Raw genomic sequence first — 13021 nt, 5'->3', positions numbered from 1 at the left:
GATTTAAAATAAACCTTACGTTATGCCACTGCGTCTACCGAAAGGCACCGCCTTTTTTACGGCATTATAGCGAATCAGTGCGCTGATGATTGATTTTGCTCATGCCCAATCCTGTTTTTAATCAAGCAAGCCGCCCCAATCTGTAATAAGATAACGCCAGTTTTTATTCCTGATGAGGCACGACCATGCGCCGTTTTATATTACTTAGCCTTATTGCCTTTCCGGCATTCGCCGTTGATGAGCGGCCGCCCCAGCTCGAGGCCGTGCCTGAAGTGCCCGAGCCGCCCATGCCCGTGCAAAGCGGCGAAGAGATGGAACCTGATATCACCATTATCCGCAAAGGCAAGCAGACCATACAAGAATATCGCCGGGCCGGCAAACTTTATATGATCAAAGTGATACCGGATATCGGCCCGCCTTATTATTTCATTGATAAGAATAATGACGGCATAATGGATGTGCGCCGTGATGACGCGAACAGGGAAAGCAACATCAATATGTGGAAAATCCTGGAATGGTAAAAGTATAACCGGTGTCTGTTTATACGCCTGTAAATCGCCTGCAGCTCGAACAATTTTTCAGCACTTACAGTCTTGGCAAAGTCACCGGTTTCGAGGGGATTAAAGACGGGATAGAAAACACCAACTATTTTGTCACGACCACGCAGGGCCGTTTCATCCTAACCTTGTTCGAGTCGCTGGCGCCCGATGATCTGCCGCCCTTCATGGATTTAATGACGCATCTGGGCAGAAGCGAAATCGCTTGCCCTCGCCCTTTGCCCGACCGGCAAGCCAAGTCGCTACGCATCCTGAACAATAAGCCGGCCGCGCTGTTCAAGCATCTGCTCGGCGCCGCCGTCGCTTCGCCGTCGATTGCGCATTGCCGTCAGATCGGCCTGCATCTGGCGCGCCTGCATTGCGCTACGCAAAACTACGCGTTTCCGATCAAGAACCGCCGGGGACTAGACTGGTGCCGGAGCGTATCTGCGGAAATCGGCCCGTTCTTATATCCGGCGGACCAGGCACTAATTGACGACGAATTGCGCATTCAGTCGCAAAACAGCACGGATCTTCTGCCGCGCGGCGTTATCCATGCCGATCTGTTCAGGGACAATGTCCTGTTCATGGACGGACGGCTCAGCGGTCTGCTGGATTTCTACAGCGCCTGCACCGACGCGCTGCTGCTCGATATCGCGATCACGGCCAATGATTGGTGTTGCGATAACGGCATCGTGAATCCTGAAAAAATCATGGCCCTGCTATCGGCCTATGAAACATTGCGTCCGCTGGAACCGCAGGAAAGGCGGCACTGGCCGCTCATGCTCAGAGCCGCCGCGCTGCGCTTCTGGTTATCGCGGCTGCATCATCGGCTGCATCCGCGCTCAGGCGAAATAACCCAGCAGAAAGATCCGCTGGTTTTCCGGCATATCCTGGAACAGCACCGGCGGCTGGCCTCGGTCATTTCACTTCGGCCTGAAGCATGGCCATCATGCTTTCGGCCTGCCGTAGATACCCGCCGCCGAACAGATTCAGATGATTTAGAATGTGGTACAGATTGTACAGCGTCTTCCTGACGCTGTAGCCTTCATGCAAAGGCCAGGCTTCCTGGTAGGCGGCATAGAAATCGCGGCCGAATCCGCCGAACAGCTCGGTCATGGCCAGGTCGGCCTCCCGGTCGCCGTAGTAACAGGCCGGATCGAAAATCACCGGAAGCCCTTGTCTGTCCACGGCCGCATTACCGGCCCATAGGTCGCCATGAATCAGGGAAGGCTCCGGAGCGTAGCCGCCAAATAAAGCATCCAGATCGCCGAGAAGCCGCTCGCCGCTCGCTTGCAGCCGTTCGCCGTAACCGTTCGATGCCGCCAGTTTCAACTGAAAGCCCAGGCGCTGCTCGCGCCAGAAACCCAGCCAGTCACTATATTGACCGTTGGGCTGCCGCGTGCTGCCGATCGTATTGTCGCGATGCCAGCCGAAATACGGCTGTTTTACAGCATGCAGGCTCGCAAGCTGCTGGCCCAACAGACGCTCGGACGCCTTGCTCGATGGGCCGAATTCAATGTTTTCGAGCACCAGAAAGGCATGATTTGCCGTACTGCCAGCAGTGATGGCCGCAGGTACGCGCAGGGCTTGAGTTGATGCCAGCTCCTTGAGCCCTTCGAATTCGGCTTCAAACATAGCGGCCAGATCAGCGCGGTTGAGCTTCACGAAATAGGTTTCATCATGCCCTTTCAGCCGGTAGGCTGAATTGATGTCGCCACCGCTAACGACTTGCGATGACATAACCGTAAAAGCCTGTCCCGTTGCCGCCGCGATGTGTTCTGAAATAATCTGCCAGTTCATAATTTATCTACCACGTTTCTACACTTTATTTTTCAAAGACAGACCTTGTTGTTATTTGACCGCATCAGACATCGATAACGCCTGGCCGTCCTGCCTAAATGAACGAATGATGATCTGACCAGATAATAGCGCACATGCCGGAAGCGTGCAGAATTAACGATATCAACATGGCAAAGGCTCAAACGCGGCTACTTCAGACGACCCAATCCGGATTCATTTCGCATTCAATTCCATGGTTGTTTTTAAAGTTCAACAGTCCTTTAGTTTCAGTTAAAATCACGATTTTCTTATGATTTTAAAAGTTGACTTTATCCCCCGCCGGCATTCGCTGCAGGACACAATCGGACAAATCTATAAAGCTGTATGCCTTTTATTACAATTCGGCTTATTATGTGAGTTGTTTTTATAACCATGCGTCCTAAGCATCACATGGTGGCTGACTCTATTTATTATGCTTCATGAAAAACTATAAATTACTACTATTATTACTGCTAAGCTCAGTTGTTGCAGGTTGCGGACAACCGGGTCCGCTTTATTTGCCGGACCAACAGCCGCCCATTCATGTAAAACCGGAAAAAGATAAATAACATGGATTATTTCAATTATCGAAATGACGAGCTATTCGCCGAAGATGTGGCAGTGCAGGATATCGTCTATAAATATGGCAGTCCCTGTTACATTTATTCCAGAGCCACATTGGAACGGCATTGGCACGCCTTTGATCGGGCTTTTGGTGAGCAGCCGCATCTGATCTGCTATGCCGTCAAAGCCAACTCCAATATCGCTATTCTCAATTTGCTGGCCCGCCTGGGATCAGGCTTCGATATTGTTTCGCTGGGCGAAATGGAGCGCGTTCTTGCCGCCGGCGGCGATCCCGGAAAAATCGTGTTCTCGGGCGTCGGCAAACGCGAAGATGAAATTCTGGCCGCATTGAAAGTCGGCATACGCTGTTTTAATGTTGAAGTCAGCGACGAACTGGACCGGATTAATCGGCTTGCAGGGCAACTGGGCGTTATTGCGCCGGTGTCTTTCCGGGTCAATCCCGACGTCGACGCCAAAACCCATCCTTATATCTCGACCGGTCTTAAAGAAAACAAATTCGGCATCGACATCGAGCAGGCCCTGAGCGAATACCGGCGCGCCGCTGCCCTGCCTTATATCAACGTGGTTGGCATCGATTGCCATATCGGCTCGCAACTGACCGAGGCCCGGCCTTTCCTTGATGCGCTGGACCGCGTGTTGAATCTGGTGTCAACCCTCAAAGCCGAAGGCATTGCTCTGCATCACCTGGACCTGGGCGGCGGACTCGGCATCCGTTATAAGGACGAACAGCCGCCCGAACCGGCCGGTTACATCGGGGCTGTGCTGGAGCGCCTGGGCGCCAACGATTTTGAAATCCTGGTGGAGCCGGGCCGCGCCATCGTCGGCAATGCCGGCATTCTGGTCACCCAAGTTGAATATCTCAAACCGACAGCCCACAAAAACTTCGCTATCGTCGATGCGGCCATGAACGACCTGGTGCGCCCTTCTTTATACAGCGCCTGGCAAGAGATCATCACGGTCAAAAAGCAAAGCCAGGCGCCGGAGATGCGCTGGGATATCGTCGGCCCGGTCTGTGAAACGGGCGATTTCCTGGGCAAGGATCGCACGCTCAGAATCGCCCAGGGCGACTTATTGGCGGTACGGTCATCGGGCGCTTACGGATTCTCCATGAGCTCGAATTACAACTCCAGGCCGCGTGTCGCCGAGCTGATGGTCGACGGAAATGATCTGCACTTGATCAGAGCAAGGGAAACGATCGCCCAACTTTGGGCCGGAGAGCAGCTGCTGCCATGAGCCATCGGCGCCGGAAACCAACCCATTTTCACTCTATCCCTTGAAGCACATAAATGATCAACTTCACTAAAATGCACGGCCTCGGCAATGACTTTGTCGTCATTGACGCCATCAATCAACACGTCGCCTTAAGCGCAGAGCAGATCAGGCAACTGTCCGACCGGCACTTCGGCATCGGCTTCGACCAGCTGCTTTTGGTCGAAAAACCGGTCAGCGCCAATGCCGACTTCAAGTACCGGATTTTCAACGCCGACGGCAGCGAAGTCGCCCAGTGCGGCAATGGCGCACGCTGTTTTGCCCGTTTCGTCCGAGACAAACAGTTGACCGATAAGGACGAGATACGCGTTGATACCAATTCGGGCCAACTGCTGCTGCATCTTGATGAAGATGATCTTGTTACGGTCAATATGGGCGTGCCCCGGCATGCACCCGACGAAATCCCTATGCTTGTCGAGGAAGAATCCAAATATTACACCGTAGCGGTAAACGGCACTGAAAGAGCGTTTGGCGCTGTCTCGATGGGCAATCCGCATGCCGTTCTGCAAGTCAACGACTTAAAAACCGCGCCGGTGGCTGAATTGGGCAGTGAACTGGAGCGGCACCCGGTTTTCCCTGAGCGCGCCAATATCGGTTTTATGCAGGTAGTTGACCGCCAGCATATCAAGCTGCGCGTTTTCGAGCGCGGCGCCGGCGAGACGCTGGCCTGCGGCAGCGGCGCTTGTGCCGCCGTGGTAATCGGCATCGAGCACAACCTGCTGGATCATGATGTTTTCGTGGAACTGCCGGGCGGCGAGTTGAAAATAAGCTGGTCAAGCCGCGGAGAGCCTGTATTCATGACGGGGCCGGCCGTCACCGTTTTCGATGGAACACTGGCGTTATGACCGTACAGCAAAACCCGGAACTGACTGCGGTTCAGGTTGCACAATACCTGCAACGGCATCCGGAATTTTTTAGCGACCATCTGCAGCTGCTGGAAAACATGCGCATCCCGCACCCCTGCGGCAGCGCCGTATCGTTGATTTCAAAACAGCTGGAGCTGTACAGAAACAAGCATCAGGAACAGGAAAACCAGCTTAAGGCGCTCATTGAGATTGCCAGAGACAACGACACATCCCTCAGCCGCATGCACAAGCTTACCCTGGCTTTGCTGGATGCGTCCACGCTGGAGGAAGCCATCGCCAATCTTGAGATGGTCTTGTCCGACTATTTTCTGACCGATTTTGTCGCGATTCGCATCATTAAGCACAAGCCGGACGCGTCGATCGCCAATCTGTTCATCGCACCGGGCAGCGTAGACTTGAAACCCTTCACAAAGGAACTGGCCGCCAATCAACCCAAATGCGGCCGTCCGACACTGGCGCAGGCTAAAGTGCTGTTCGGAGAGGCCGCGCCGGACGTCAAATCCTGCGCTATCATTCCCATGGTCTTTACCGAGCTCGAAGGTATCGTGGCCATCGGCAGCCGGGAAGAGAGCCGATTTCACTACAGCATGGGCAACCTGTTTCTGACTCAAATGAGTGAAATCATCGGCACCCGGCTTATTTCACTGCTTGCCGCCTGATTATTATGCGTACCGATGCCGAGCGCGCATTAACGGCCTTTTTAGACCAACTCCAGGTTGAGGCACGCGCCTCCGAACACACGATAAAAAGCTACCGGCGGGATATCGGACATATGCTCCGCTATTGCGAGAGCAAAGCTATCGATCATTGGATCGATCTCAAGCAAAGCGATATCAGAGCACACATCGCAGGCCGGCACCGTCAGGGCATCAGCAGTAAGAGCCTGCAGCGCGAACTGTCGGCAATCCGCAGTTTTTATAACTTCCTGTTGAAGAAACGTCTGGCCGAAAGCAATCCGGCCCAGTATGTCAAAGCGCCCAAACAAAGCAGAAAACTGCCCAAGACGCTGGATGTGGACCAGATCGGAGGACTGCTGGAAGCAGGAACCAGTTCAGTGCTGGAAATACGTGATCTGGCCATGTTTGAATTATTCTATTCTTCCGGCCTGCGCCTGAGCGAACTGGCCGCTCTGAACCTGACCGACATTGATCTGCCCGACCGCTCGCTGGTCGTGCGCTCCGGTAAAGGCGGAAAATCGAGGCTGCTGCCTATCGGCGGCAAGGCCGTCAGCGCGCTTGAGAACTGGCTGGCTCAGCGTTTAAAGATGGCTGCCGCCGCCGAGTCCGCATTATTCGTTTCCAGCCGCGGCACGAGACTGGGCCCGCGCAGCATTCAGTTAAGACTGGCGCAGTGGTGCCGGAAAAAAGGCATCGCCGAACACCTGCATCCGCATATGCTCCGGCATACTTTTGCCAGCCATCTGCTCGAATCCAGCCAGGACCTGAGAGCCGTGCAGGAACTGCTCGGACACAGCAATATCAGTACGACACAGATCTATACGCATCTGGATTTCCAACATCTGGCTGAAGTCTACGATAAAGCCCATCCGAGAGCCAAAAAAAAATCATAACGGGCCATTGCTTGGTCAGCAAATATTTAAAAAATCTGCTACCATGTGGGCTAATTTTAGTAGACAAAGTAATCTGTTTTATCACGCAGACACTCTATCTTTACGGGACACCTGAAAAATGGCGGCAAGCGATACACTGCAAGATGTAAAATCTAAAGGAATACTCTGGGGCTTCGGCGTATTAGTCCTGGTGGTACTAGTTGTTCTATTCATCCTGGGTGCCTGGTGGGGAAGTGAACCGGATCAGTTCAATGTACAGGAAGAAGCGCTGGAAAGGGCAAAAGAAACCAATACTACTGAAATGCCTTTAGGCTATACCTATGCCAACACGTTGGCTCACATCGCTGATGTCCTGCTGCATAAATCCGGCGGCTATATCACCAATGACGTTGCGCCTCCCGGCGTATTGCTGGATAACATTTCCAGCTGGGAATTTGGCGCCCTGGTCATGCTGCGCGATGCCACCTCGGCATTAAGAAACCATTTTGCCCGAGATCAATCGCAATCGGCCGAAGATGCCGATCTGGCGGTCGCGGAGCCTTACTTCTACTACGAACACAATTCGTGGGCGTTGCCGTCAACGGAAGCGGAATATGAAAAAGGCATCGAGGCGCTGCATAAGTATATGTTGCGCCTGCAAAAATACGGCGGCCCCGTGAAGCGTGGGCAGTTCTATGCCCGAGCCGACAACCTGGCGCAATACGTGGAAGTGGTGATCAAGCGTCTGGGTGGTTTGTCCACGCGCCTGAGCGCCAGCGTGGCTGGTGCGGAAATCATACCCGGCTTGGCAGTGCTTGAACCGGGCACTGCTGAAACCGGCGTTACAGGCGAGGCCCGTGAGACCAAAACCGTGCCGATAGTAGCCCAGACCCCATGGCTGGAGATCGATAACGTTTTCTACGAAGCCCGCGGCGCCAGCTGGGCCCTGCTGCATATCCTCCGGGCCATCAAGCATGATTTCCATGACATCCTGCTGGATAAACGCGCCATGAATACGGTCGACATCATGATCAAATCCTTTGAAAACGCACTGGCTCCAATCCTGAGCCCCATGGTTTTGAATGGCAGCGGCTATGGCCTGTTCGCGAACTATTCATTGTCCCTGGCAACCTATATCGCGCGCGCCAATGCGGCAGCATTGGACTTGCGTGACATCATGAACCGGGGGTAATGCCGATCATGCAAGAGCAAATCAACGAGAATCTGAAAAAGCTCGGCACTTGGAAACGGATTTTCTTTATACTGATTTTTGCAGCCATCATCACCCTGGTCAGAATGCTGCTGTGGGCGATTATCGCGCTGCAAGTCGCCTCCATGCTGTTGACCGGCAAAGTCAACAGCAACGTCCTCAATTTCGGCCGCAGCCTTTCGGCTTACACCTACCACATCCTGCTGTTTCTGACTTTCAATACCGATACGCTGCCCTTCCCTTTCTCGGACTGGCAGATGACTGAAGAGATGAACCTGCCCGAGCCGAGGGATTCAAAAAAATAACCCGCCATGGATGGTATCCGCAAAATCATTCATATCGATATGGATGCTTTTTTTGCGGCCATCGAGCAACGGGATTTTCCCAAATACCGGAACAAGCCGCTGATCGTCGGAGGCGCCCCCGACACACGAGGCGTCGTTGCCACCTGCAGCTATGAGGCCAGACAGTACGGCATCCATTCGGCCATGCCTTCATCGCAGGCTTACCGTTTGTGCCCGCAGGCTATTTTTGTCAAACCCCGCTTCGAAGCCTATCGGGAAGCATCGCAAACCATTCGAAAAATATTTGCCGGCTATACCGAACTGGTCGAACCGCTGTCGCTTGACGAAGCTTATCTGGATGTCAGCGATACTCAATCGCACCAGGGATCGGCCACGCTCATAGCCAAAGCCATCAAGGCCGAAATTAAACAGGAAACCGGCCTGATTGCCTCGGCCGGCATTTCTTACAATAAGTTTCTCGCCAAAATCGCTTCGGATATGGACAAGCCGGACGGGCTTTATCTGATCACACCGGAACAGGGCGCCCGCTTCGTCGAACAGCTCACTATCAATAAATTCCACGGCATCGGCAAAGCGACAGCACAGAGAATGCAAGCGTTGGGCATACAGACCGGCAAGGATTTAAGAAACTTGCCGCTGGCGGCGTTACAGCAGCATTTCGGCAAATCGGCCCGCCATTATTACAACATCTGCCGAGGCATTGACAACCGCCCCGTCAACAGCCATAGGATCAGTAAATCGGTGGGCGTAGAGACGACTTTTCAGCGGGACATTACCGCCAGACAGGAGATCATCGCGCAACTGCATAGCCTGCTGGAAAAAGCCCTGGTAAGAGCCGCCGAAAAACAGCTGGCTGCCTATACTTTAACCGTCAAAATCAAATACCACGACTTTGTCCAGATCACGCGCAGTCGAACCCTGCCCCACGCGGTGACAACCACATCGGGCACGCTTGCGATCCTGGAAGATTTATTGCGCAATACCGATATTGGCGCGCGTAGAGTACGGCTGCTCGGCGTTACGCTGTCATCGCTGGAAAACCGGTCCAGACTGACGCATTTCCAGCAAACGGACTTGTTTAACTGAGCCGCTACAAATCCGACTCCGAATCATCGTCAACCGGTTCGTCATCAGCTGATTTATAGCCATCGAACTCAAACACTTCTTTCAGATAACGGTACAGCAGGCGCGAAGATCTGGGAGGCTTGTCCGCTGCGGCTTCCTTCTGGGCATTGCGCAACAGCTGCCTTAACTGCTGCCGGTCCGCCTGCGGCTGCTCATCAAGCAGTTCGGCCAGCGCCTCGTTGCCTTCTGCAATCAATCTGTCCCGCCAGCGCTCGATGATATGATGCTCCCTGACCGCATGCGCACTTTTGCTCTTGATGCGGGCCAGTCCTTCCTGAATGGGTTCTATATCGATTTTATGCAGCTGGCCGGCAATAAATTTCAGCTGCCGTTTTCTCGCACCTTTTGGCGGCATGCCTGCAACCTGGACGATAGCTTTATGGAGATTTTCAGGCAGCTCAAAAGTTTTTAATTGCGCCTCAGGCAAACCCGACAATTCTTCACCCAAAGCGAAAAGAGCGGCCATATCGCGCTTTTGCTGCGACTTGTTGGGGCGGACCGCATAATACTCCACCTCCTCGTCTTCATCGTATTCGTACCCGTATTCTTCCTCGTATTCGTATTCTTCTTCGCTCATCTGATCTAAACCACTACCATTAAAAAAACCACAAACAGCACGACAAGGCCCAAAGGCACCAGCACTGCCTTCCAGTCTGCCGGCGCTTTTCTGCTTTGCTCGAGTGATGCCTTAATCCCGGGCCGCATCCAGAAAATAATCAGCAGCGCCAGAACGCCCAACAATAGATTTTCCCAGCTTGAAAATGCTTCCATCTCTGCCTCGCCGTATAAATAACGCCTACTTTACCACAGGCTGCTTAATCACTTTCCATGCTTCTATTTTTTGTGCCAAATTCAAAGACGCATGGGCTGGACTTGTTGAAGGCAAACGCTGATATTCAAGATAGGTAAAACGTTGATCCAGGCTTGGCAGAATATATTTTTTATAGACCTTTTCGGCCATGCCGCCATTGAAGAATACGTGCCTGATAAACTTATGCTCGCTAAAAAAGCCGACAAAGTCATTGGTTTTTATCGATGCCCACGCTATATTCGAATCCAGGCTGCCCTGCCGCTGACAGCTTTGCAGCACATCCCAGACCGCTACCTTGTTCTCCATCAGAATAACCTTACGCCGCTCATAATCAAGATCAGGAGAAGCGCCGAACAATGCGCCCATGATCGGCCAGAATGCATTACTGGGATGGCCGTAATACTGTTGCTTAAGCAGTGAGATTTCGCTGGGCATGGACCCCAGAATCAACACCTGCGCCCCCCTGGAAACAATCGGAGCGAATCCTCTAATATCAGTCATACTCATTCTATAAATTTTAATTTTAGCCCGGCAATTTTGCGCGATAATACGCTCTCGTCAATTTTATAGAGTATCTGTTACGCATGTGGTTTAAAAATCTTAGCATTTTTCGTCTCACCGAAGATTTCACCTTATCTCCAGCTGAACTGGAGCAAAAACTTGAGCAAATGGCATTTCGTCCTTGTGGCAATCATGAGGAATTCTCCTTTGGCTGGACCGCTCCTTTGGGCAATGCTTCAGCACAACTGGTGCACACTGCGAACGGTTTTATGATGCTGTGCGGGAAAAAAGAAGAAAAAGTGCTGCCGGCTGCCGTAGTCAATGACATGCTGCAGGAAAAAATCCTGGAAGCGGAGGACCAGCAGGGCCGAAAATTAGCCAAAAAGGAACGTACCGCCATCAAAGACGAATTGATCTTTGAGCTGTTGCCCAGGGCATTCAGCTTTTCGCGCAAAACCTACGCCTATATCGATCCCAAAGGCGGCTGGCTGATCATTGACGCCGCCTCGGCCAAAAAGGCAGAGGACCTGCTCAGCAACCTGCGCAAATGCCTGGGTTCATTGCCGGCCGTGCCGCCCAATACGGTGGAAAAACCGGTTTTTACCATGACTCAGTGGCTGATCAATCATCAAACACCGGCCGATATTACGATTGAAGACGAATGTGAGCTGCGCTCACCCGAAGAGGAAGGCGGCATCATCCGCTGCAAGCGCCATGATCTGACGCTTCCGGAGATCAAAAACCATCTCGATACCGGCAAGGAAGCGATTAAATTGGCCATTACTTGGGATGACCGGCTTTCCTTTGTTATTGATGAGCATCTGTCCATCAAGCGCCTGCGCTTTCTTGATTTGATCCAGGATCAGGTTGCCGATATCGAAGCCCACGACGAAGCCGAACAATTCGATGTGGACTTTTCGATTATGTCATTGGAACTGGCGAACTTTTTGCCCCGTCTTATGGAATTATTCGGCGGAGAAAATAAAGCATGACCCATCTAACGACCATCCTGATTCCTAAAAGATATCTTATGCCGTCTTTTATCCGCAGGCTGGTCGTATTATTACTGCTGATATCCAGCTTCCCTGCTTCAGCCACAACGTATGAACTGCCCGATAGCCCGGGCGACAGCCTGATCGGTGACCCATCGGCCAGCGAGCTTTACGCCACTGCCAACGATGAAGACACACTGCTCGATATCGCCCGGCATTACGATATGGGGCAGCTCGAAATTCTGCTGCTCAATCCGGACGTGGACAGATGGCTGCCGGGCCAGGGCACTCGGGTCCGCTTACCCTCTCAACGCTTATTGCCTAATACTCCAAGGAAAGGCCTGACGCTGAACCTTCCTGAATACCGCATGTATTATTTTCCCAGGCACGCGGAAGGCGAGAGTGGAATCGTCAAAACCTTTCCGCACAGCATCGGCCGCGTAGATTGGCGAACGCCATTAGGGCGAACAACAATTATCCGCAAAACTGAAAACCCGGTCTGGACACCGCCCGCATCGATCAGAGCGGAACATGCCGCCAAGGGAGATATTCTGCCGGCATTCATACCGGCCGGGCCCGACAATCCTCTAGGACTGTTCGCGATGTATCTCGGCGTAAAGGGCTATTTAATCCACGGCACCAATAAACCTTTCGGCGTCGGCATGAGGGTCAGCCATGGCTGCATTCGCATGTATCCGGAGGATATTGAAGAGCTGTACCCGGAAATAGAGACAGGCACGCCAATCTATATTGTCAACCAACCGGTTAAGGTCGGCTGGCATCAGGATACGCTGTATATAGAAGTTCATCCGACTTTGGCTGAAACTGAAGCGGAAGACGAAAATGGAACCATTCCCAAACAGACGGAAAAAAAATACCTGGCACGCCTGGAGCTGGCGCTAAAATTGATTGAACGCGCTAACAACAATCAAATGCCGGTCCTTGATGGTGCGACACTGAAAAAGGCTCTGCAAATGCATAATGGCATCCCTGTCGCCATTTATAAGCGTCCTTCCATGACGGAAGCCGGCCCCGCACCTTCTTTAATCCCATAAAAAAAGCCCGCTGGGAAAAAATCCCAGTGGGCTCTCTCTATGCATCAAAAAATGATGAATTATTTCATCATTGATTTTTTGAACATACGATCCAGTTTGCTGTTAGTGTCTTGAGCGTATTGAGCAGCGCGGTTAGCAGCTTGTTCTGCATCAGCAGCTTTTGCAGCCGCATCAGCAGCAGCACGTTGTGCGCTGGCAGCATCAGCTGAAGCTTGAGAAACTTTAGAATTCAAACCATCAATTTGTGATTGCAGGTTATCGATATCTGAGTTAGTGGCGCAACCAACAACCAGAGTAGCAGCCATAGCGATCATTGATAATTTAATTACTTTTTTCATATTATTTTTCCTTATTTCAAAGTTGTTACTACGTAAAGAGTACTTCCAAATTAGATTC

Annotated in this window: 17 protein-coding genes; 12 read left to right on the top strand and 5 right to left on the bottom strand. The window is 52.2% G+C overall.

Going from position 1 to position 13021, the window contains the following annotated elements; genetic code table 11:
- Window positions 1-185: 185 nt before the first annotated feature.
- On the top strand, window positions 186-521 hold the full coding sequence (locus ACTNE6_RS01590) for a DUF2782 domain-containing protein (protein ID WP_442498385.1): 336 nt from the start codon (window positions 186-188) through the stop codon (window positions 519-521).
- Window positions 522-532: 11 nt separating this feature from the next.
- The gene (locus ACTNE6_RS01585) at window positions 533-1573 is read left to right on the top strand and encodes a homoserine kinase (RefSeq protein ID WP_442498384.1); all 1041 of its coding nucleotides are present in this window, start codon (window positions 533-535) and stop codon (window positions 1571-1573) included.
- On the opposite strand, the gene ACTNE6_RS01580 is transcribed toward ACTNE6_RS01585, so the two are convergent.
- Window positions 1458-2339: a fructosamine kinase family protein gene (locus tag ACTNE6_RS01580; RefSeq protein WP_442498383.1), complete on the bottom strand. Its 882-nt coding sequence runs from the start codon at window positions 2337-2339 to the stop codon at window positions 1458-1460. The two genes, ACTNE6_RS01585 and ACTNE6_RS01580, sit on opposite strands and share 116 nt — an antisense overlap.
- Before the next feature lie 458 nt (window positions 2340-2797).
- On the opposite strand from ACTNE6_RS01580, the gene lptM reads away from it, so the two are divergent.
- The 8 genes from lptM to dinB all read left to right on the top strand — a co-directional run bounded on the left by lptM (window position 2798) and on the right by dinB (window position 9227).
- Entirely contained in the window at window positions 2798-2926 is a 129-nt protein-coding gene (gene lptM / locus ACTNE6_RS01575; RefSeq protein ID WP_228778987.1) for an LPS translocon maturation chaperone LptM, read from the top strand.
- 1 nt (window position 2927) lies between these two features.
- Complete coding sequence (gene lysA, locus ACTNE6_RS01570) at window positions 2928-4175, top strand: diaminopimelate decarboxylase (RefSeq protein ID WP_442498382.1); 1248 nt, start codon at window positions 2928-2930, stop codon at window positions 4173-4175.
- Between the two features lie 53 nt (window positions 4176-4228).
- Window positions 4229-5056 carry a diaminopimelate epimerase gene (gene dapF / locus ACTNE6_RS01565; protein WP_442498381.1) on the top strand — a complete coding sequence of 276 codons (828 nt, stop codon included), beginning with the start codon at window positions 4229-4231 and terminating at the stop codon, window positions 5054-5056.
- Entirely contained in the window at window positions 5053-5736 is a 684-nt protein-coding gene (locus ACTNE6_RS01560) for a DUF484 family protein (protein WP_442498380.1), read from the top strand. The genes dapF and ACTNE6_RS01560 overlap by 4 nt, the downstream gene beginning before the upstream one ends.
- A gap of 5 nt (window positions 5737-5741) precedes the next feature.
- The gene (gene xerC / locus ACTNE6_RS01555) at window positions 5742-6647 is read left to right on the top strand and encodes a tyrosine recombinase XerC (protein ID WP_442498379.1); all 906 of its coding nucleotides are present in this window, start codon (window positions 5742-5744) and stop codon (window positions 6645-6647) included.
- A gap of 118 nt (window positions 6648-6765) precedes the next feature.
- Entirely contained in the window at window positions 6766-7818 is a 1053-nt protein-coding gene (locus ACTNE6_RS01550; protein WP_194969475.1) for a DUF2333 family protein, read from the top strand.
- Window positions 7819-7826: 8 nt separating this feature from the next.
- Window positions 7827-8141 carry a DUF4389 domain-containing protein gene (locus ACTNE6_RS01545; protein WP_194969474.1) on the top strand — a complete coding sequence of 105 codons (315 nt, stop codon included), beginning with the start codon at window positions 7827-7829 and terminating at the stop codon, window positions 8139-8141.
- A gap of 6 nt (window positions 8142-8147) precedes the next feature.
- Window positions 8148-9227, top strand: a complete 1080-nt coding sequence (dinB, locus tag ACTNE6_RS01540) for a DNA polymerase IV (protein WP_442498378.1) — start codon at window positions 8148-8150, stop codon at window positions 9225-9227.
- A 4-nt stretch (window positions 9228-9231) separates the two neighbouring features.
- Here the strand turns inward: dinB and yjgA are convergent, their stop codons facing one another.
- From yjgA to ACTNE6_RS01525, 3 genes are read right to left on the bottom strand one after another with little or no spacing between them, the layout of a single operon-like run.
- Window positions 9232-9843: a ribosome biogenesis factor YjgA gene (gene yjgA, locus ACTNE6_RS01535; RefSeq protein WP_442498377.1), complete on the bottom strand. Its 612-nt coding sequence runs from the start codon at window positions 9841-9843 to the stop codon at window positions 9232-9234.
- 5 nt (window positions 9844-9848) lie between these two features.
- Entirely contained in the window at window positions 9849-10037 is a 189-nt protein-coding gene (locus tag ACTNE6_RS01530; RefSeq protein WP_434485131.1) for a hypothetical protein, read from the bottom strand.
- A 25-nt stretch (window positions 10038-10062) separates the two neighbouring features.
- Window positions 10063-10578, bottom strand: coding sequence for a DNA-deoxyinosine glycosylase (locus ACTNE6_RS01525; RefSeq protein ID WP_194969470.1), 516 nt, complete (start codon window positions 10576-10578; stop codon window positions 10063-10065).
- 83 nt (window positions 10579-10661) lie between these two features.
- Here ACTNE6_RS01525 and rdgC point away from each other — a divergent pair, with 83 nt between their 5' ends.
- Both rdgC and ACTNE6_RS01515 read left to right on the top strand, forming a co-directional pair.
- On the top strand, window positions 10662-11570 hold the full coding sequence (gene rdgC, locus ACTNE6_RS01520) for a recombination-associated protein RdgC (protein WP_194969469.1): 909 nt from the start codon (window positions 10662-10664) through the stop codon (window positions 11568-11570).
- Window positions 11567-12625, top strand: coding sequence for a L,D-transpeptidase family protein (locus tag ACTNE6_RS01515; RefSeq protein WP_442498376.1), 1059 nt, complete (start codon window positions 11567-11569; stop codon window positions 12623-12625). Before rdgC ends, ACTNE6_RS01515 begins: the two co-directional genes overlap by 4 nt.
- 59 nt (window positions 12626-12684) lie before the next feature.
- On the opposite strand, the gene ACTNE6_RS01510 is transcribed toward ACTNE6_RS01515, so the two are convergent.
- Entirely contained in the window at window positions 12685-12963 is a 279-nt protein-coding gene (locus tag ACTNE6_RS01510) for an Lpp/OprI family alanine-zipper lipoprotein (protein WP_194969468.1), read from the bottom strand.
- Window positions 12964-13021 lie beyond the last annotated feature (58 nt).

It is taken from the genome of Methylobacter sp. sgz302048, from assembly GCF_052162025.1.
Lineage (GTDB): Bacteria > Pseudomonadota > Gammaproteobacteria > Methylococcales > Methylomonadaceae > Methylobacter.
This window is presented reverse-complemented; position numbering and strand designations above follow the sequence as displayed.